The 20,124-nt window shown below is 45.7% G+C and carries 15 protein-coding genes and 2 pseudogenes; 16 read left to right on the top strand and 1 reads right to left on the bottom strand.

Features of this window, described 5'->3' with window-relative positions:
- The 6 genes and pseudogenes from ACN0UY_RS11600 to ACN0UY_RS11575 form a co-directional block, all read left to right on the top strand.
- A pseudogene (locus tag ACN0UY_RS11600) lies at positions 1–133 on the top strand (elongation factor P hydroxylase); the annotation flags it as partial.
- Between the two features lie 76 nt (positions 134–209).
- Positions 210–1,640: a hypothetical protein gene (locus ACN0UY_RS11595; RefSeq protein WP_417667270.1), complete on the top strand. Its 1,431-nt coding sequence runs from the start codon at positions 210–212 to the stop codon at positions 1,638–1,640.
- Positions 1,633–3,603, top strand: coding sequence for a hypothetical protein (locus tag ACN0UY_RS11590; RefSeq protein ID WP_417667268.1), 1,971 nt, complete (start codon positions 1,633–1,635; stop codon positions 3,601–3,603). Before ACN0UY_RS11595 ends, ACN0UY_RS11590 begins: the two co-directional genes overlap by 8 nt.
- 14 nt (positions 3,604–3,617) lie before the next feature.
- On the top strand, positions 3,618–5,657 hold the full coding sequence (locus tag ACN0UY_RS11585) for a hypothetical protein (RefSeq protein ID WP_417667266.1): 2,040 nt from the start codon (positions 3,618–3,620) through the stop codon (positions 5,655–5,657).
- Positions 5,654–6,079 carry a hypothetical protein gene (locus ACN0UY_RS11580; protein ID WP_417667264.1) on the top strand — a complete coding sequence of 142 codons (426 nt, stop codon included), beginning with the start codon at positions 5,654–5,656 and terminating at the stop codon, positions 6,077–6,079. The genes ACN0UY_RS11585 and ACN0UY_RS11580 overlap by 4 nt, the downstream gene beginning before the upstream one ends.
- A 106-nt stretch (positions 6,080–6,185) precedes the next feature.
- Positions 6,186–6,695: an elongation factor P hydroxylase gene (locus ACN0UY_RS11575; protein WP_417667262.1), complete on the top strand. Its 510-nt coding sequence runs from the start codon at positions 6,186–6,188 to the stop codon at positions 6,693–6,695.
- Positions 6,696–6,859: 164 nt separating this feature from the next.
- Here the strand turns inward: ACN0UY_RS11575 and ACN0UY_RS11570 are convergent.
- Positions 6,860–7,054, bottom strand: a pseudogene (locus ACN0UY_RS11570) (IS3 family transposase); the annotation flags it as partial.
- Positions 7,055–7,288: 234 nt separating this feature from the next.
- On the opposite strand from ACN0UY_RS11570, the gene mads1 reads away from it, so the two are divergent.
- The 10 genes from mads1 to ACN0UY_RS11520 all read left to right on the top strand — a co-directional run.
- Positions 7,289–7,471: a methylation-associated defense system helix-turn-helix domain-containing protein MAD1 gene (gene mads1 / locus ACN0UY_RS11565; protein WP_417667260.1), complete on the top strand. Its 183-nt coding sequence runs from the start codon at positions 7,289–7,291 to the stop codon at positions 7,469–7,471.
- Positions 7,472–7,482: 11 nt separating this feature from the next.
- Positions 7,483–10,698, top strand: a complete 3,216-nt coding sequence (locus ACN0UY_RS11560; protein WP_417667258.1) for a helicase-related protein — start codon at positions 7,483–7,485, stop codon at positions 10,696–10,698.
- A 12-nt stretch (positions 10,699–10,710) separates the two neighbouring features.
- Positions 10,711–11,493 carry a DUF4391 domain-containing protein gene (locus ACN0UY_RS11555; RefSeq protein WP_417667256.1) on the top strand — a complete coding sequence of 261 codons (783 nt, stop codon included), beginning with the start codon at positions 10,711–10,713 and terminating at the stop codon, positions 11,491–11,493.
- 35 nt (positions 11,494–11,528) lie between these two features.
- Positions 11,529–13,412, top strand: coding sequence for a site-specific DNA-methyltransferase (locus tag ACN0UY_RS11550; protein ID WP_417667254.1), 1,884 nt, complete (start codon positions 11,529–11,531; stop codon positions 13,410–13,412).
- A gap of 11 nt (positions 13,413–13,423) precedes the next feature.
- Positions 13,424–16,456 (top strand): type III restriction-modification system endonuclease, encoded by a 3,033-nt coding sequence (locus tag ACN0UY_RS11545; RefSeq protein ID WP_417667252.1) that lies wholly within the window; start codon positions 13,424–13,426, stop codon positions 16,454–16,456.
- A gap of 10 nt (positions 16,457–16,466) precedes the next feature.
- Positions 16,467–16,802, top strand: a complete 336-nt coding sequence (locus ACN0UY_RS11540; RefSeq protein WP_417667250.1) for a hypothetical protein — start codon at positions 16,467–16,469, stop codon at positions 16,800–16,802.
- The gene (locus tag ACN0UY_RS11535; RefSeq protein ID WP_417667248.1) at positions 16,792–17,340 is read left to right on the top strand and encodes an ABC-three component system protein; all 549 of its coding nucleotides are present in this window, start codon (positions 16,792–16,794) and stop codon (positions 17,338–17,340) included. The genes ACN0UY_RS11540 and ACN0UY_RS11535 overlap by 11 nt, the downstream gene beginning before the upstream one ends.
- A complete protein-coding gene (locus tag ACN0UY_RS11530) occupies positions 17,316–17,846 on the top strand; it encodes an ABC-three component system middle component 5 (RefSeq protein WP_417667246.1) in 531 nt (176 codons plus the stop codon). Before ACN0UY_RS11535 ends, ACN0UY_RS11530 begins: the two co-directional genes overlap by 25 nt.
- A gap of 16 nt (positions 17,847–17,862) precedes the next feature.
- On the top strand, positions 17,863–19,761 hold the full coding sequence (locus ACN0UY_RS11525; RefSeq protein ID WP_417667244.1) for an AAA family ATPase: 1,899 nt from the start codon (positions 17,863–17,865) through the stop codon (positions 19,759–19,761).
- A 205-nt stretch (positions 19,762–19,966) separates the two neighbouring features.
- On the top strand, positions 19,967–20,124 hold a 158-nt coding region (locus ACN0UY_RS11520; RefSeq protein ID WP_417667272.1), incomplete at its 3' end, for an elongation factor P hydroxylase.

Here is a 20,124-nt window from a genome sequence, read left to right as displayed (position 1 = left end):
GTTTCTAGCACGTTATCAGACGCGCTTAATCAAAGGTGGCGATGAACCCCTATATCGCCCAGCTACATCTGAAACACCTTATCATCAGGTGATTTTTGCGCGCGGCTTTTTTGCTAGTGCACTGCACGAAATCCAGGCATCTCTTTAAAGGTTGACATGCTAAGAAACTCATGCTCGCATGGTGTACATCTTGATAGGACACCGTGGACATGAAAGCCACTCTCAATAAATTATTCAGTTCAAAAGCTAGGGTCATTCATCTAAGTCATTTTCATAAAGGCCGATTGGTGTGGTCGAAGGGGGAAGACGACCGTGAATATGAATACCTCTTTTCTTGTTTAGAGGACGTCGGCTATTTCCCAAAAATGCCGGTTATTCTTCAGTCTGATGGATTACCTTGGGATATAGGAAACGCTTATTTGCTGGGGCAGCTTGAAAAGCCTAGCCTCTCGAATATGAAAACGCTCACCGCTCGAGCGACACATTTGAAATACTACCTGCAATACCTCGAAGACACAGGGCAACACTTTCTTGACCTGCCCAAGAAATACTATGAGCGTGCGCCGCAAAAATTCAGCGTTTTTATGAAACAGGCTATAAATGATCATGAATTCAGCGCTGAACATATCAATAATATTCTTTCCAGCGTTGCTCATTTTTACACAAACATTCGTTATGAGTCGCTTGTGGCAGAGGCTAGCATGGAGAATGAGCCATTCACGCCCATCAGAAAGACAGTTTTGACGACCAATCGTGTGGGTTTGGTTCGTAGTATTCAGGCTGTCACAAATGACCTCAGAATTAAGAGTAGTAGACGTCCGATCCCTCAACTAGGGAAGCTCAGAGATGGTGGAAGTTTGCGCCCTTTAACGCCAGAAGAGCAGAGGATTATTGGCGAAGGGTTTAGAAAAAATTTCGCATCTATAGAGCTTGAATTAATGATTCGAGTTGCTCTCGAAACAGGTGCCAGACAACAAACTGTATGCACATTGAGTATTGGTTGCATTAAACGGGCATTTGAAGAGCTAGAGGCATCCCCCTCTATGGATAATGTTGTTATAAACGCGGGCCAACGATACAAGGCAGATACGAAAGGAGGGCAGCTAAATAGGCTTATTTTTCGACGCAAGCTTATTAACGATTTAATGACGTATGTTTATTGTGAGCGTGCAGAAAAGAGGCGAAGTCGAGAGAATAGTTTTTATTTTGAAACAGATGAAAACTATGTGTTTTTAACCCGTGATGGGAATCCATATTTAACAGCTCAGCGAGAAGTTCTGGATCGCCAAGACCCGATGGCTGCATGGAATATTAATGCGCCGTTGATGGTTCCCAAGAACGGTCAGTCGCTTAGAAATGAGTTGGGAAGATTTGTTGCACGTATCCAAAAAGATGAGCCCGGTTTTAACGATTTCTCTTTTCATGACCTCAGGGCTACGATGGGGATGAACGTTGTGCGGGCGTTGAGGAGAAAAGGTTACCCTGATTCTAAGATATTTGATCATGTCAGACAGCGTTTAAATCACAGTGATATTAAAACTACAGAATTGTATTTGAATTTCGATGCAGAGCTATCTGAGTTCAATAACATCCAAGAGGAGTTTGGTTCGATAATTTATCCGGAGGGTGGTGATGAGTAAGTCATTCACCGCTCGACCTACGATCGAAGTAGACCCTCAAAATCCACCTAAGCTCTATCCACCCCAAGCAGTTGTTGTGAAAGGGGTTAGGGCAGACGGTTTATTCTATAAGGTAGACATCGGCAGGATCTGCTATTTAGAGCGAGATGAAGACTCCGGACGTTCGTCTGGGGGTAAGCATCACTCATTTGGATTGGTTAGTACTGATTCTCTATCGTCAGAGAGAGTGCATTGGCTAAGGAATTATTTGGATTGCGCTTTCCGCAAGGGATGGCGTGATGAAACCTTGCGTGGAAGGCTGCATTATATAAGATATTTTTTTCAGTTTTGCGATTTTAATGAGGGGGTGAAGCCAACTACGCTATCTGAGTTGGTGAATGAATATAAACGTTATCATATAGTTCTTGACCAACGAACGCGCATGAGTGGTGCGTCAGCACTGGGGGCAGCAGCATTAAATGGGCGTTTAAATTCCGCTAGAAGCTTTATTCAGTGGGGGTTGCAACTTTCGAGTAATGAAATCCTTGAATATATTCCTAAACATCGATATAGAAAATTAAAAATAGAGCCGGATGATAGAGCTATCAATCTTAAAGATGGGCAGGATTACTTGCGTGCGTGCGCTGTCTATTTCAGTCAATTTTCTGATGCTATTCTAGATAATAAATATCCTGTTCGAGTGACACCGCCAAATTCTATTGACAAGGACCTTTATTGGCATTCGCCAAGGGGGACTACTTTAAAAAGTTTACCAAATTGTTTCGATGTAAATGGTAATCCACTTCCTAAGAAAGAAATTGAGAATATTATCTCTAGGAATTTCAAAAGCAAAAGCATTTCTCAAGGAAAAAAAGGGTTCTATGACAGGACTCTTATTTTCAATAGAAATGAGTGGAAGGCAGGGAAATTAAATTTTCAAAAGGTTTATGCGTACAACTTGAGTGTTTTTTGTTTCTTTCAAGTTTATCTGGGGTTTACAGCGGCTAATGTCCAAACTTCTCTCGATCTAAAAATATCAGATATAGATTTAAGCGCGATTGGTTCTAGTTCATTTGCAAAAAAGCATAAGTTTCGTGCAGGAAGATCCGTTGAGTTTTTGGCTCCAAGTAAACTGAAGAAAGAGTTACTAAAATACCTAAAACTAAGAGAGTGGGTTGAAAGTCTAGGCCTTTCTGGGAATGTCGGTGATTATCTATTTGTGAAAATTGGCGAAGATCGGTCTTTGAAACGACTGGAAAGAGGAAGCGGCACTTGGCTTATAAGGGAATCACCGTTGTTTAAAGGTATTGCAATGATTTCGTCAAGAGATGTAAGGCAGCTATCCGGTGAATATTTTATTAGAAAATCACAAGGAAAAATTTCCTTGGTGGCGAAAAAGCTAAATAACTCGATTGCTACAACTGCAAAGTCTTACACATCTATTGATTTGGAGTCGCAAGCTGTTGAGATGAATGGTTTTCATGAAGCGATGAGTTCTAAAGTTAGGATGTTTAATAGGGAAACAGAAGAACCCATTTCGGTGAACTTTGCGAGTGAATGTAGGACTGAAAGAATTGCTGCGGGATCTTGCTCTAACATAGATGGAAACGCACCGTTAAAGCGAGAAGGTTTTAATGCTGAAGCCCCAGACCCTGCTTGCGGAACGTTTGAAAGCTGCCTCTTTTGTGCGCATTTTGCAATTCATCCGGATTTTGAAGATATTCATAAAATTCTAAGCCTTCGGGAGGCGTTGCGTATCACCTCATTAATTAGAAATGATCCAGAACATTACGAGGCCGTTGTGCAACCCGCGCTTTTCAGAATAGAAGAGATTGTAGCATTTGTGTCAGAAAAGGACGAATGCTCTGAAGAAGTACTTCGCAAAGTGGAGGAGGAGATTGAGATGGGTAAGTATAATGTGCACTGGAGTAGGCAAATCCAAGCGCTATCGGCCCGATATAATGAGTTGTCAATAGAGCATTAATTATGGAAAGATTAATGTCGCGAAATTCCTCTGCACAGGAGGTAATTCCACCTAAGGAAGCACTAAAACCCATACTCGATGATGGAATGGTAGTTACCATTGCCAGAGATGGAAATCCTCTTTCTAGATTTCGAGATGATATTTGGGATTACAGTGCAACAAGCACATCGATGAAAACAATAAATTTTAGGACGAAAATTGAGAGTGTTCTTTCTGGCATGGAGGCGAATGAGCCCAAACATGTAGATGTTTCTAGTGCAATTATGTTCCTTAAAACTATTGCTATTCATTGGGTTGGTGTCGTCGGCGGGTGCTCAATGTCAAAGCTTAATGGCGATTTGGTGGCAATGGCACATTTGGTTTGTTATTGCGCTGATAGTGGTATTCCGCTGAAGAACGTATTCTCTACACCCAATGCAGTTGACTTTTTGATTGGTTGTGGATCGTCAGACAAGCAGATAGGGATATTGCTTGCTAAGGTTCAACGTTTCACAGATACAGCGACTGCGCTTGGTAACAGTTGGTTTTGGGGAGAATTGACGCCATCTGTGGAATTTTTAAATCGGTTAAAAAGATTTAGAAGGCAGTTCCCGGAAACAGGCGACACATTTCAGACACTTCTTATTCCATCGAAAATTTATCAGGACTTACTAAAAAGTACGATTGAGGATTTAGATCTATTTATTGAAAAAAAAGATGCTATAAATTTTCTATTTAAGATTCGCGCTCTTGCTAGAGACAGGGCGGTGAGTCTGGATAGAAAGCTTGAAGCTAGCCCACTTACAAGTAATCAAGCCGCTCGATTAGGAATTCAATGGAATAAATTGGCTCGAGAGGATGGGAGAGTGGCCTCCGCCCTTAAAGAGCTCTGTGATGCGGGAATTTCAAAAAGCGAAAGCTGGGCAGGTATTGTAGAGAATTTGGGTCGTTGGCAGATTCGTTGCGCAATTATGATTGCTGCTTTTACTGGAATGCGAAAGAGTGAGTTGTTGTCTATACCTCTCAATGGTTTAAAAAACCTAAGTACTGATAATGGCGATATTCCCGTTGTTTGGTCGTCGACAACAAAACTCGAGGATAATGGAGCGCCGCGTTTTACAAAGTGGGTTACTAGTTCGGTAGTAGAACCTGCATTTGAAGTGGCCAGGATCATTGCGAATGGTGCTCTATCCTGGTCAGATGACAGGGCGGTAGTAGATGAAAATGAACAAGAAATACCTCTATTCTTATCAGTTGAGCATGGAAAAAAGGGAAAACCCCATCCCCGGTTTCGTTATACCGCAACTTCATTTAATGGAGGTTCTTCCTTCGGAGACCTTTACAAAGATGAACTTCGGATTACTGAACAAGACGTAAACGAAATAAGTTGGTTTTTGTATGGTGAAAGTGTACCAAACTGTATTAGCGCAGGCAAAACATGGCCTCTAACGTTTCACCAGTTCAGGCGATCAATGGCGGTTTATGCTGCTGCGAGTGGGCGGGTATCATATCCAGTTCTAAAATCTCAGCTTAAGCACATTAGTATGGTGATGACTGCATATTATTCCAACTCAAGCTCAAGAGCTATAAATATACTTGGGGATGAACTTGAAGTTAAAGCTTTACGTGCTGAGTGGGCTGAGGCGAAGGCCCGTGCTGAAGCAGATGACCTCTTCCATCTATTAGATAATGGTCAGCCATTGGCAGGTAGTGCGGGAAAAAAGTTAAGAGCGCAGCAAGCTAAGGGTCAGTTACCTGATTTTTTAGAGAGTCGTAAAACAACAAAGCAGGCTGTAAAAAATGGGAAGATTCGTTATCGTCCTACTTTGGTAGGAGGGTGTATGTCGGTGAAGCCCTGTAACAAAGGAGCTGGCGTTCTGGCTTCCGCATGTATTAGCTGTGAAAATGCCGTGTTCCTACCTGGATCGAAGGTTGCCTTGGAGCAAACGAAGGAGTTTTACGAGGCGGAGCTAGTCGGAGACATCCCCAAGCGTGCCCGCCAGGAGTATGAGGCGAATGTTAGGCAAATTGATATTTTCTTGCAGAATTTGGTTGAATCCACGGAGGTCTCGTGAGAGCTCGTAGCGAAGCAGAGCAACAATATTGGGATGCCCTTGAACGATTAAAGAGTGGAAAAACTGAGGTTGTTGATACAAGATCGTCTCGGTTTAAGTTCACTAAAGACGCTGTGGGTCGTGAAGCTGGGCGAGGTAAAGGGTATGTGCGTTATGAACGTTATCCATTGCTTTGTGATGCTATAGCAGATGCTGAAGCTGCTCGTAAAGAAGGTGGTTTTGAAGCCCCTAGTGTTGTTGATAGAATTGAAAAGCAAAAAGAACTCAAGAAAAAAGCAAGAGATGAATACAATCAGCTCAAGAAAGAATATGATCTTTTGATGGCCGAATATTTAAACGTCGTTCGGCGTAATTTTGAGCTTGAGACAGGTTTGGTCGAGAATAATCAGGTCAGACTTATTCGGATGCCAAATAAGATGTAGGTGATAATATTCGCTGAACTTTCGGTTTGAATATCGAAATTTATTGATTTTTCTCTAAGTGTTTTTGTTGTTATCCGATGAGTTATTTGTTGTCAGGAGTTTATAAATGATTGTTAGTGATGATGAGTGCTGCCAGTATTTGATATGCGCATTTTCAGGTGTTTTCCACGACCTGAAAATAATAGGGGGTGCAGGGGAACCGTTTTATTTAGCACCTAAAGAAAATAAAGATGCAATAATTTATTTTAGAAGTAACTATCCGAGAAGTTTGCTGCATGAGGTTTCGCATTATTGCTTAGCGGGTGATAGGCGGCGAAGAATAGATGATTTCGGTTTTTGGTATTCTCCATGCGGAAGAACTGCGGAAGAGCAGTCACGATTCGAGATCGTTGAGGCCAGGCCCCAAGGATTAGAGAAGGCCATGTGCGAAATTGTAGGTTTAAGATTCTCGCCAAGTTTGGATGACTTTTCAGGGAGTCCCCCGTCGGAAGACTTCCTGAAAAACATGGATGTGGCATATCGAGAGATGATGACAAATCCGCCTCCTACCGCAAAAAAAGCTTTATTTGAACTAAAAAAATATGCAAATGCTAATGGTCCGCTAATGCTTGTCTGAAATTGGTTCTCAACATTATCTTATTCCGTTTCGTTGGGATAAACTCTTTCTCGGGCACGGTATAGGGCCTCCTCTTTCATGTTGCACCCTTGGTGGGGGCATTGGGTGTTGTAGATGACGAGATCTGATCTTTCCCAGTATTGGTGGACACCGGCTTTAACGATCATTCGAGCCTCGAAGGCTTGTGGGCTGATCATCCCGGTGGCACTGTGTTGGCGCTGCCGGTTGTAATCTAGTTCAATGCACTTGAATACCTGCCGTCGCATGGCCTCTTCCCCATGGATCGCATCGACCTTGAGGCTATGACAGGGGCTCTCGGCACATGCATTGTCATAGCAGTGGGCCTTGGCGCTTATATTTGTAAAGCATCAACCTGCAGGCCTTGCGCTGGGGGCATCGCTTGATCGGGTTGTCTTCGCTCATCCTGTCCTCCTGATGGCTGCACTATAGCTCGTGCAGCTCTGGAGAGGGGATTTCCTCTCGCTTTCAGTAGCTGACTATAGGTTAGTACCATCACACTTCACTTCGGCTATTTGGTTGCAATTATCCTAATTTTTCTCATATTCTCTAAATTCTCTAAGGCGAGGGAAGCAATGGCTGAACAAATATTGACCATAAAGGAGGTCGCTGACTTCCTCAAGTTGACGGAGAAGACAGCCTACCGGTTGGCGGCTGAGGGTAAGTTGCCGGGGTTCAAAGTAGGAGGAAGCTGGCGCTTCAAGCAATCCGATATCGATGCCTGGATTGAAGAAAGCAAAGTCGGTCACAAGAAGTAGGGAGGCGGACCATGTTATTGGATAACAAGAATAGCGGCTATGTGGGCACAGAGCTCAAAGCTCACGCCTATGAAGGCTCGAAACTGTCCGTGCTGTCTGCGTTATTCACGCTTTATGGCTTTTCTGCCCTCAAGAAAGAGCTTTCAAAGATATCGAATGTCCGTCTGTTGCTAACTGACTGGCCCCATTCGAACCTGCAATCCCTCATTGGCTCCAAAAAAGAGTTGCGGCTTACCAATAAGCTGGATCAGAAGCGTATCGCCAAGGAATGCGCTAAGTGGTTATCGGATAAGGTTGAAGTCAAAGCTTCTCATAGCCTGAATCAGGGCAATCAAAACCTATTCCATATACAGAGTCCCTATGAGCCGGATTTTGCAGTGCATGGTAGTGCCACATTCAGTCCCGTTGGTTTAGGTGAGGTACAGTCCGACCGCTTTCAGATGAATACAGGGATCAGCGATCCTGAGACAAGCCAGCAGCTTCTAGGCTGGTTTAATTCGATCTGGACTGACGAGACGGCAGTAAAGGACATCAAGGCCGATTTGATCTGGCAACTGGACTTCATCGCAGCGGACCAGCCAGCAGATTTCATATATTTTCTGACGCTCTACAACATCTTCAAGGATTTCTTGGAAGATATTGATGAAGAAAACATCATCAAAAGCAAAACCGGCTTCAAGGACACGACCGTCTGGAACAAGCTTTACAAGTTCCAGAAAGATGGTGTGCTGGGAGCTATCGACAAGCTTGAAAAGCACAACGGCTGCATCATCGCCGACAGTGTCGGCCTTGGTAAGACGTTTGAAGCCCTGGCCGTTATCAAATACTACGAACTCCGCAACGACCGTGTACTGGTGCTTTGTCCCAAGAAGCTGCGCGACAACTGGACAATGTACACCATCAATGACAAGCGGAACCTGCTTGCCGGTGACCGGTTCAACTACGATGTACTGAATCACACCGATCTCAGCCGCTTGAAGGGATATTCAGGGGAGATCAATCTCGAAACCCTGAACTGGAGTAACTACGACCTCATCGTCATCGATGAGTCGCATAACTTCAGGAACAACCCGAACAAGGCCGAAGGCAAGACTCGCTACGAGCGATTGCTGGACGACATAATTCGGTCTGGTGTCAAAACCAAAGTTCTGATGTTGTCGGCCACGCCGGTCAACAACCGGATGAACGATCTGAAGAACCAGATCGCTTTTATCACCGAAGGCCAGGACGACGCCTTTCAGGGTGTCGGGATCAAGAACATCGAAAGCACGTTGCGGCTTGCCCAGCGTCAGTTCAACTCGTGGCTCAATGAGCCTGTGGAAAACCGCACGACAGCCACCTTGCTGGACAGCATGAGCTTTGATTACTTCAAGCTGCTGGATGTTGTCACGATTGCCCGTTCGCGTAAGCACATCGAGAAATACTACGGCACATCCGATATCGGGAAATTCCCGACGCGGCTGAAGCCGGTCAATATCTATGCGGATATCGACCTGTCCAATGCTTTCCCTCCACTGAAAGAGGTCAACAAGACCATCCGGCGGCTATCTCTGGCCGGATACTCGCCCCTTAAGTTTGTTCGTAACGACAAGAAGGAAGAGTATGCGCGCCGTTACGATAAGGCTGTAGGCGGGGGTAAGGGCGTCTTCAAGCAAATCGACCGTGAAGAAAGCCTGATCCACTTGATGCGGGTAAACCTGTTGAAGCGCATGGAGAGCTCGATCCATTCCTTCTCCCTGACCGTCGAAAAGCTTCTCGTCCAGGTCGATGCGCTGCTCGGCAAGCTCGATGAGCATGAGCAAGGTGATGTTGATGCCCTGAACATCGAGGATATTCAGGACATCGAAATGGACAGTCCTGAGTTCGAGCCATTCCTGATTGGCAATAAAACCAAAGTGCTGTTGCAGGACATGGACCTCATCCGCTTCAGGCAAGAGCTCGAAGCGGATCATCTATTGCTCGAAAGCATCCTTGAACACGCCAAGCAGGTGACGGCGGATAGGGACGCTAAGTTAGAGAAACTCAAAACGACCATTGCCAGAAAGGCCGAGAATCCGCTTAACCCCGGCAACAAGAAAGTCATCATTTTTACTGCCTTTGCCGATACCGCGCAGTACCTATACGCCCATCTTTCCGGTTGGGCGTCGAAAGAGCTTGGTATCCACAGCGCATTGATAACGGGTACAGGAACGAACAAGGCGACACTAAGCGGGCTTGGATCGGACCTGAATAACCTTCTGACGGCCTTCTCGCCGGTATCAAAGGAGCGCGCCAAAATTGATCCTGATGCGACGCAGGAAATCGACCTGCTGATCGCAACGGACTGTATCAGCGAAGGCCAGAACCTACAGGATTGCGATAGCCTTATAAACTACGACATCCACTGGAACCCCGTCCGGATTATCCAGCGTTTTGGCCGTGTTGACAGGCTGGGATCAAAGAACACCCAAATCCAGCTTATCAACTTCTGGCCGAATATGGAGCTCGACGAGTATATCAACCTGGAGGCCAGGGTCTCAGGGCGCATGGTGCTTCTCGATATCTCCGCCACGGGTGAAGAAAACGTCATTGACGAAAACGCCAAGGAAATGAACGATCTGGAGTATCGTCGTAAACAGTTGCAACAGCTCAAGGATACGGTGGTTGATCTGGAAGACATGACGGGCGGTGTCTCCATCACCGACCTGACGCTTAACGGCTTCCGCATGGACTTGTCGGATTACCTCAAGACTGAAAAGCAGAACCTTGAGAAAGCTCCCCTTGGACTGTTTGCCGCGATCAAGCTTGATGAGGAGCTGAAAGCGGATGGCCTTAAGCCGGGTCTCGTCTTCTGCCTGAAGAACATCAGAACAGGGCGCGAAGCTGTCCAGGTGGATGATAACTATCCGTTATCACCGTATTTTCTGGTCTATGTCACCGATGATGCAGACATCCGGCTTAATTTTACCCAGAGTAAAAAAGTGCTGGATTTGATGAAGCGTCAGGCCTTTATGGCCCATGATGTTGATGAAGTGGCAGCCAAAGAGCTCACCGCGGTCACTAAAAACGGGGCCGACATGGAGCATTATCAGCACTTGCTGGCCGTTGCCGTGGACAGCATTGCCGGTAAGAGCGAAGAAAAAGGTGTTCAAAGCCTATTTGCTAAAGGCGGAACAGTGCTGACCGCCACCAGTAGTCAGGGAATAGAAGACTTTGCTGTCGTTTCCTATCTCGTACTTCTCGATTAGTCAGGGGAAGAAATGGATATTCATAACCTCGAAGATTTTCTGGGCAGCTTGCAGGTTCCGGCGTCCTGCCAGCTTAACAAGCCGGTTTACAAGAAGATGTTCCTTGATATGGGATCATTGGACGCAACCGACAAAGCCTGCCTGAAAGATGATGTAAGCAAAATCCGCTGGCTGTATACCTTCAAGCCCGGCACGATCAATATACCGGCATATAAGGATTCCGACCGCGAATATGAAGAGGTCGCTGTATTACTGGTTGATCTCAACAGCCGTGCACGGATGAAGCGTATTGCCGGTTTTATACAGCGCTCTATTCCATATCCTCTGGTATTGATCTTTTCCGACAATATCGAAGGGAAAGACTGTCTTTCTATCAGCCTTGCCGATAAGCGGATAAACCAGGCCGATAAGGAAAAATGGGTCATTGAAGATATCGTTTTTACGGACTGGATAAGCTTAAAAGAACAAACAGATGAAGAGGCGGCTTTTCTACAAAGTCTATCTATCAACAACCTTTCCTTTAAAAATTTTTGGGAATTCTACAAATCATTTACCGAGCGTGTTATAGCCATAAACTGTGCAGAACACAGTGGCTCTTTCATGTTGGAAGGTGACGGTAAAGCGCAGCCGGTTGATAGACTTGGAAAGCTTAAAGAGCTGGAGCGGCTTGAGTTTAAAAAAGCGGAGCTTGCCAATAAGCTGAAGAAAGAAAAGCAGATGGGGCGTCAGGTAGAGCTCAATACAAAGATTAAACAGATTAAAGACCAGATGTCCGCTATTAAAGGCAGTCTTTAATCTAACCGAATTTATACGATTTTTAAAAAGGTAGCATGATGGAACAAGTTAAATTTGAGGATGGACAAAGCCTGGACGTGGTCTCAGAGAATATTGAAAGGCTGAAAGAGCTTTTCCCTGATGCCTTCTCTGAAGGCGGTATAAATTTCGATACCCTTCGTCAGTTGCTTGGTGATGCTGCCGTTCTGGATGAAGGCGAAGAAAAATACGGACTTAACTGGCATGGTAAGAAGAAAGCCAGACAGATCGCACTGACTCCTTCTACAGGCACATTGCTACCTTGCCCGGAAGAAAGTGTGGACTGGGATACGACTCAGAACTTGTTTATCGAGGGCGATAATCTTGAAGTGTTGAAGCTTCTCCAGAAGAGCTACGCGAACAAGGTTAAGATGATTTTTATCGATCCGCCTTATAACTCTGATAATGATTTTATATATCCTGATAAATACTCAGAAGGATTAGATACGTACCTAAAGTACACAGGTCAAAAGTCAGAAGAAGGTGACTGGGTCGTTAGTGATAGCGGGAGGGAGACTACAGGAAGGAAGCATACTAATTGGTTAAACATGATGTTTCCAAGGCTGAAAATTGCCAAAAATCTGTTATCCCAGAATGGTGTTTTGTTCATCACGATTGATGATAACGAGCAGAGCGTATTGAAACAAATTTGTGACGAAATATTTGGAGAAGAAAATTTCGTTTCATGTGTTGCTTGGCAAAAAGTTTTTGCAAAAAAGAATAAAGCATTGATCTCTGGTAGTCATGATCACGTCTTGGTTTATACTAAGAACATTGAGCTTTGGGTGAGAAACCTTTTGCCGCGTTCGGACAAACAACTCCAGGCATTTAAAAACCCTGACAATGATCCAAGAGGAGCATGGCAGAGCGTTTCATTTTCAGTACAAAGTGAAAACGAAAAAAAGAGAGCTCCATATAGATATAAAATTATGTTGCCCTCCGGGCGTGAAGTAATGCCTCCAGCCGGTAGGCATTGGAATGGCTTGCCTGAAAAGTATGATCGGTTAAAAAATGATAATCGTATTTGGTTTGGTGCAGAGGGGGATAGTCCACCCCGAGAGAAAGTTTTTTTGACAGAAGTTCAAGGTGGAATAGTGCCCGACACATGGTGGCGGCATGAAGATACCGGAAATAATCAAGAAGCTAAAAAAGAAATACTAGAGCTTTTTGGTGAGGGAGAGCCATTTTCTACTCCTAAGCCAACGAGGCTGATTGAACGTATGCTGCAAGTATCGACCAGTAAAAATACAGGTGACATAATCCTAGACTTTTTCTCTGGTTCGGCAACTACAGCTCATGCTGTATTAAAAACAAATAATTCAGATCAAGGGAATAGACGCTATATTATGGTCCAGCTTCCCGAACCAACTGGTCGCGATGATTACAAAAACATCTTTGATATAGGTGTTGAGCGAGTTCGACTGGCAGCGAATAAGATTAAATCGGATAGTCCATTATGGGATGGAGACTTTGGTTATAAAGTTTTCAAGTTGTCTCAGTCAAATATAAAAATATGGAACCCAGACGCTTCTGACTTAGATGAAAGTTTGCTTGCTAATATTGATCATATCGTTGAGGGTAGAACTGAGCACGATATTCTTTACGAACTGCTCCTGAAGCGCGGTGTAGACTTAGCCGTTCGGATAGAAAGCCGCGAATTTGGCGGAAATAACATCTATTCCATCGGTTACGGTGTGCTCTTTGCTTGTCTGGATGAAGAGATAAGCAGTGAGCAAGTGGAAGACATAGCGCAAGGCATTCTGGATTGGCATTCGGAGCTATCGCCTAGTTCCGAGACTCACGTCTTCTTCCGCGACAGTGCGTTCCGTGATGACGTTTCAAAAACCAACATGGCCGCCATTCTTGAGCAGAATGGCATCAGCCATGTTCGCAGCTTGTAAGGAGAGTTTTTATGAAGCTGCATTTTGAAGACGATCTGGATTACCAGCAATCCGCTGTTGAGTCAGTGGTTGGCTTGTTCAAGGGGCAGGAGATATCCCGGTCCGAGTTTACGGTTACGTATCGGACTGAGTCCGGGTCGCAGGCTTCACTGGGCTTTGATGAAAGTTCCCTGGGTATCGGTAACCGCCTAAAACTGATTGATGATGAGATTCTGGAGAACCTGAAGGCTATCCAGCTCGCTAACGGCCTTCGTCCATCGGAGAGCCTGGCGAGTGGCGACTTTACTGTCGAGATGGAGACAGGGACTGGTAAGACCTACGTCTATCTCCGGACGATATTCGAGCTCAATAAGAACTATGGCTTTTCCAAGTTCGTGATTGTTGTTCCGTCGGTGGCGATCAAGGAAGGTGTTTATAAAACACTCCAGATCACGCAGGAGCACTTTGAAGGGCTCTACCCGAAAGCGAAGGGGTACGAGTACTTCCAGTACAATTCATCGAAGCTGGGACAGGTACGCAACTTCGCGACCAGTTCGAACATCCAGATCATGGTCACAACCGTTGGGGCCATTAACAAGAAAGAGGTAAACAACCTCTATAAGGAAAACGAGAATACCGGCGGTGAAAAGCCGATTGATCTGGTGCGCGCGACCAACCCGATCATCATCGTCGATGAGCCACAGAGCGTTGACGGGGGCCTGACCGGCAAGGGGAAAGAAGCCCTTAGCTTGATGAGCCCGCTCTGTACCTTGCGCTATTCGGCAACACACGTTGATAAACATCACATGACGTATCGCCTCGACGCCGTGGATGCCTATGAGCGCGGCCTGGTGAAGCAGATCGAAGTTGCCTCTCTTGAGATCGACGGAGGGCATAACAAGCCCTATGTTCGCCTGGTCTCGACCCATAACAGGAAGGGGTCGATCACGGCTAAGATCGAGATCGATGTTCAGCGCGGCAAGAATATCCGCCGTGACATTCTGACGGTCGAAGACGGCGACGACCTGGAGCAGATCGCTAATCGGGCGATCTATGAAAATATGCAGATCGGCACGATTACGTGCGGCAAAGACAATGAGTCCATCGAGGTCAAAGGTGATGGATTTGATGAAGTCTTGAGGCCGGATGATGCAATTGGTGGCGTTGATCCGGATGCGGTAAAGCGCATGATGATCCGCCGGACGATCAAGGAACATCTTGATAAGGAACTGACTTTTGCGGCTAACAAGCAGCCGATCAAGGTCCTGAGCCTGTTCTTTATCGATAGTGTCGAGCATTACCGGCAGTACGACGCAGACGGCAATCCGGTTAAAGCTAAGTACGCCAAAATGTTCGAGGAGGAGTACCGGAAGCTGGCGAAGTCAGCAGACTACCAGAGCCTCTTTGCCGAGATCGACCTTGATACGGATGCGGCAGAGGTGCATGAAGGCTACTTCTCCATCGATAAGAAAGGCAAGTCTGTCGATACTGCCGAAAACAATCAGTCCAACAGGGACAATGCGGAGCGTGCCTATAACCTGATTATGAAGGACAAGGAAAAGCTCCTGTCCTTTGATACCAAACTGAAGTTCATCTTCTCCCATTCGGCGCTGAAAGAAGGCTGGGACAACCCCAACGTCTTCCAGATATGCACCCTCCGGGACATGGGCAGCGAGCGGGAAAGACGGCAAACGCTGGGGCGCGGTTTGCGCCTGTGCGTCAATCAGGAAGGCTTGCGTCTTCGCGGTAACGACATCAATACATTGACCGTCATTGCCACAGAAGACTACGAACAGTTCGCCGATAACCTCCAGAAAGAGATCGAGGAGGATACTGGCATCCGCTTCGGTATTGTCGAGCAGCATCAGTTCGCCACGATCAAGACCGTTGACGACAAAGGCCAGGTCTCCAACCTCGGTGTCGAGCAATCCGAGAAGATATGGAAGTTTCTCAAAGACGAGGGCTTCGTCGATGGGAAGGGGAAGGTCCAGGATACCTTGCGAACCGCCATCAAAGACGGTTCGTTTTCGCTGCCTGACGAGATCAAGCAGGAGCTTACCGATCTTCACGGCGATGAGCAGGCCGGGGCCATTGCCGTTGATGTGCAGGCCGTGCTTCGTAAGCTTGCCGGTAAGCTGGACATCAAGAATGCCGATGAACGGCGCGTTATCCGAACCCGCGAGGCCGTCCTTCAAAGTGAAGAGTTCAAGGCACTCTGGGAACGGATCAAGTATAAGACCACCTATCGCGTCGAGTTCGACAACGACAAGCTGATAGCCGATTGTGCCGAGGCCATTCGCGATTGCCCGCCGATCACGAAGACGCGGGCACAGTTCCGGAAGGCCGGTATAGCCATCGGAAAGGGTGGTGTGACAGCCGATGAGACTTCGGCGTCCGGTTACACCACGCTCCATGAAGATGATATCGAGCTGCCGGACATCATTACCGATTTGCAGGACAAGACCCAGCTCACCCGTAAAAGCATTGTCCAAATCCTTCGTGACAGCATGCGGCTGGAGGATTTCAAACGTAACCCTCAGCAATTTATCGATTACTGTTCGGAGTCCATCAACCGGACCAAGCGCTTGGCTCTTGTGGACGGGATCAAGTACCGGAAGATCGGGGGAGAGCACTTCTACGCCCAGGAGTTATTCCAGCAGAAAGAGCTGAAAGGCTACCTGAAGAACACGCTGGAAACGCAGAAGTCTGTCTACACCCATGTTGTCTATGACTCTGCCGGTGTCGAGAAGACCTTTGCGGAGGACCTGGAGAAGAACGAGAAGGTCAAGGTGTACGCCAAGCTACCATCCTGGTTCAAGGTGCCGACCCCGCTCGGAACCTACAATCCGGACTGGGCCGTTGTTGTAGATGACGAGGGCGAAGAAAAACTATACTTCGTTGTCGAGACCAAGGGCAGTACATGGTGGGGTGACTTGCGCCACGCCGAAGGCGCAAAGATCAAATGTGGCGAGAAGCATTTCGAAGAGATCGCTTCCGGCATCGAAGTACCGGCCAGATACATCAAGGCCACTGATGTCGATGGAATGATGGGATACATGGATTGAGCTAATGGGCATGGATAAGATTTGGAACACAGCAATAAAGGTTACAGGGCCTGTCGGAGTTGTCGGGCTTCTCCTTTGGACTTTCATGAATTTCGTCTTTCGTGAGGACGTTATCGCGTTGTTCGGAAGCGACAAGCTTTTCGTTCTTGCTGTGATCCTGGTCTCTTGCTTATTTATTGCTCTGATAACAGCAATTCTGGTGTATCGGGATACCAAGAAGGCGGGTGTTAACTCGCCTGAACATACCCCGCAGGGCAATAAGGTCATTATTAACAGGTCTAAAATCGATGGCGATTTTGTCATGGGGAACAAGACCGTGAACTCAAGGAAAGATAATGACCAATAAGGCAAATATTTCCAGAAGTCATTTCAATGATGTTGTTCAGGGTAATAAATACGTCAATGAAGCAGCCTTGTTGCCATTAGAAAAGGCGATTGCGGCTATCCAGGCGAGCATTATAGATAATCCTCAAATCGAGGAGATAATCGAGGAGCTTGCCGAATATACGACAAACAGACCTGATAGAGAAATCATCGGGGTTGAAAAGAAGCTGGAGAACGGCGGGCGTGATGATTTAATTGATAATGCTGTATATCTGAAGAATAAGTTCGAAAGATTTCTTGCCAAGAAGCAGTTGTCACTCGTAGAGCAACATGTTTATGCACATGTTCTTGCGATGATAGATACGACGTTTAACCAAAAAATAAGGCCTTTGATTTTAGATGGTAGGTCAAAAGCCGAAGTGGATGCCGCAGTGCATGAGTGTATTATCGAGCCTGTGTATCAGTCGGTTGTTGGATATAACAGTTCGGTAACATCCAACCTGGTTGCCGGAATGTTGTATTTCCTGACAGGAAAATGCCATTTGATTTGGGGGAAGTAATGCTTATCTACCATCCCGCATACGACATAAATCACTGTATCTATAGGATGCTTCTTGTTCTGGAGTCAAGCGATATTGAAAGCTTCGAATGGGATGTCTTTCGAATGATGGATTACTATGTCTTGTTCCCCCATCTTTTAAAGAGAATTGACCCGTTTCCCACCTCTTTGAGGGCTTACAGAAAGATTTTGAAGGCGCTGCCGGAAGCTTATGAAGCTATGCAGAACGATAAGCGTATCTTCTTCGAGCTGGAGGCGATCCAGAATACCAGTATACAGAACCTTATGGCAAAGGGCCTCGTTTGTCCTGAGACATTCAAGGATCGGATTGTGGCGAGATCAGATAACGAGATTCCGGAGAGGATACGCGAAGCGATAAAAACAGATAATACAGCAGATCAGGAATGGTTCCGATGTGTTGTCAATGAGCTGCCTCTTATCGATTTCGAGGGTAAGAATGGATTAAAGGCCAGGTCTCAACTGATGGAGTATCGATACGATGGATAGAAGTCACAGGAATAGCGTGAGACCGTTTCTTCAGATTAAAAGATTTTGCGTTTTAAAATCTGGAGGGTTTGTTTACGACCAGCCGTTCCAGCTTGGTGTCAACATCATCAGGGGTGACAACGGAACCGGTAAGTCCACTATCATGGATTTGCTCTACTTTGCGCTCGGTGCGGAGTTGAGTGATTGGACAGACGAGCAGGAGCGGTGTGATGAAACTCTTGTTGAAGTTCTTATTAACTATAAACCCTTTAGCTTTAAAAGGGAGATCGTCTCGTCTGGAAAAAGTGCTATGTACATTTTTGAAGGGACTATTGATGCCGCTTTGTCAGCAGGCAGTAACTGGTTCAGGTTCCCTTATGCACGAAGCGCAGATACACACAGCTATTCGCAAGAAATTTTCAATCTTCTGGGCTTGCCATCGCATAAAACCGATGAAAGCAAGAATTTAACCATGCACCAGATATTGCGTCTGATGTATGTAGACCAATTGTCCGAGACGACAAAGCTTCTCAAAGAAGACAAGAAGTATGATAACGCTTCTATGAGGCGGGCAATTGGCGAATATTTGCTTGGCATTGATGATCTTGAAGCACATAATTTGCGCCAGGAGCTTATTAAGGCCAATTCTGAATTTGATAGCGTAAATTCAGAGCTGAAAGCGATATATCGCTTTGTTGGCTCTGATAATGCGATCTTACGATCAGAGCAAATCGATAATGAAATAGGAGAGCTTGAAAAGCAAATTGGAGCTCTGGAAAATGACCGTAAAGATATCAGAAAGCAAAACGCTGAAGCTCTTAATGACGATATAAAAGGGCGTGTTATTGAGATAAGCGATAAGCTTGAAGAGCTTTCCTCTAAAGAATACGATCTGAAAGAAACTAAAGAGGAAATATCTACAGAGTTGGTCGATACCAGTCTTTATATTAACTCGCTTCACTCTCGTATGAAGTCTCTTGAGCAATCCAGGCTGGCGAATTCTGAAGTTGGCGAGCTGGTATTCAAATATTGTCCCGCTTGTCTGTCACCTCTGGAGGATCATACCGAGGAAGGTCATTGCACATTGTGCAAATCTGATCTGGCTAGTACCGAAAGGCATTATTCATATATTCAAATGTCAAACGAGATAAACTTTCAGATAAAGGAAAGTGAAAAGCTCGTAGAGATGTTTCATGAGAAGCTGAGTTCAATCAATTCTACCCTCAGCTCGATACGAAGAGACGTTGGCACCTTAAAGAAAGAATACCTTTCGCTGAGTTCGACAGCTGATAATGTAGATGCGGCGCTTTCACAAATCGGTATCGAGATCGGATACCGCAGAAGCCAGATCGTTGCATTAAATGATAAGCGCGAGATGGTGGATCAGATTGCCGCACTTGTGGATAAAAAACAGACCATAAATGAGACAATCAGTGACCTAAACGAAAGGCTTGAGCAAATAGAAGCCGCTAATAAGAACCGTTACCTGGAGGTCTATTCTCATATCGAAGAGATTGCCGCGTCTATTATCAGGGAGGATGGTGGTTACGAGAGCGTCTTCGAAAATGTGGAGGAAGTTACGCTCGACTTTGGCAAGGATAAAATGTATGTCAATGGACGTTCAAAATTCTCGGCCAGTTCAATGACAATTATGAAGAACGCCATCAGGATGGCCATCTTTATTCATTGCGTTGGAGATAGCCAGGCCAGGCTTCCGAGATTTTTGATGCTGGATAACGTGGAAGATAAGGGAATGACTGAAGAGCGAAGCCAAAACTTCCAACGGGTAATAGTTGCTGCTTGCGATCAACTGACCGACGGTTATCAACTTATTTTCACCACTTCTATGATTGATCCGGCGTTAGATAAAACCGATTACGTTGTCGGTCCTTTCTACAAGAAGGGCGATCATACATTAAAGCTTTCGAGTGCTTAGGGCATAGGCTAGCATAGGGTCGGTGCCGGGTTCTTGGTAAAATACCTGTTACTCTGACGCAGGCTTTCAAAACGTCTGAGGTACATAGTGTCTTTATGTGGGCTAGATCGTGAAAATGTACAAAAGCAAAATTTTATCGCCGTTTTGTACATTTCTAATGATATTTTCTGGTTTACAAGCTGGAGTTATTGGTCTTTGTTAATCAATGGGTTATGTATGTACATATGTGGTCATGAGATTACTAGAGATGAGCCACTGGTGCATCGCAGGAGAGAAGCGTCGGCAGCTGGAAGATTACGGGTACTGGTACTTGCCTGATGGGCGCGACGCCCAGCAGCAGCACGCCTTCGAACAAGCGGAGAT

Source organism: Pseudidiomarina sp., assembly GCF_048268165.1.
Lineage (GTDB): Bacteria > Pseudomonadota > Gammaproteobacteria > Enterobacterales > Alteromonadaceae > Pseudidiomarina.
The sequence above is the reverse complement of the archived record's forward strand: the minus strand, read 5'-3'. Positions and strand labels throughout refer to the sequence as shown.

Bases quoted from the DNA above. Each gene is read 5' to 3' on its own strand.
- ACN0UY_RS11530 (WP_417667246.1), top strand. From the start codon at position 17,316: ATGCCATTTGATTTGGGGGAAGTAATGCTTATCTACCATCCCGCATAC.
- ACN0UY_RS11575 (WP_417667262.1), top strand. From the start codon at position 6,186: ATGATTGTTAGTGATGATGAGTGCTGCCAGTATTTGATATGCGCATTT.
- ACN0UY_RS11540 (WP_417667250.1), top strand. From the start codon at position 16,467: ATGGATAAGATTTGGAACACAGCAATAAAGGTTACAGGGCCTGTCGGA.
- ACN0UY_RS11595 (WP_417667270.1), top strand. From the start codon at position 210: ATGAAAGCCACTCTCAATAAATTATTCAGTTCAAAAGCTAGGGTCATT.
- ACN0UY_RS11590 (WP_417667268.1), top strand. From the start codon at position 1,633: ATGAGTAAGTCATTCACCGCTCGACCTACGATCGAAGTAGACCCTCAA.
- ACN0UY_RS11535 (WP_417667248.1), top strand. From the start codon at position 16,792: ATGACCAATAAGGCAAATATTTCCAGAAGTCATTTCAATGATGTTGTT.
- ACN0UY_RS11550 (WP_417667254.1), top strand. From the start codon at position 11,529: ATGATGGAACAAGTTAAATTTGAGGATGGACAAAGCCTGGACGTGGTC.
- mads1 (WP_417667260.1), top strand. From the start codon at position 7,289: ATGGCTGAACAAATATTGACCATAAAGGAGGTCGCTGACTTCCTCAAG.
- ACN0UY_RS11585 (WP_417667266.1), top strand. From the start codon at position 3,618: ATGTCGCGAAATTCCTCTGCACAGGAGGTAATTCCACCTAAGGAAGCA.
- ACN0UY_RS11555 (WP_417667256.1), top strand. From the start codon at position 10,711: ATGGATATTCATAACCTCGAAGATTTTCTGGGCAGCTTGCAGGTTCCG.
- ACN0UY_RS11545 (WP_417667252.1), top strand. From the start codon at position 13,424: ATGAAGCTGCATTTTGAAGACGATCTGGATTACCAGCAATCCGCTGTT.
- ACN0UY_RS11560 (WP_417667258.1), top strand. From the start codon at position 7,483: ATGTTATTGGATAACAAGAATAGCGGCTATGTGGGCACAGAGCTCAAA.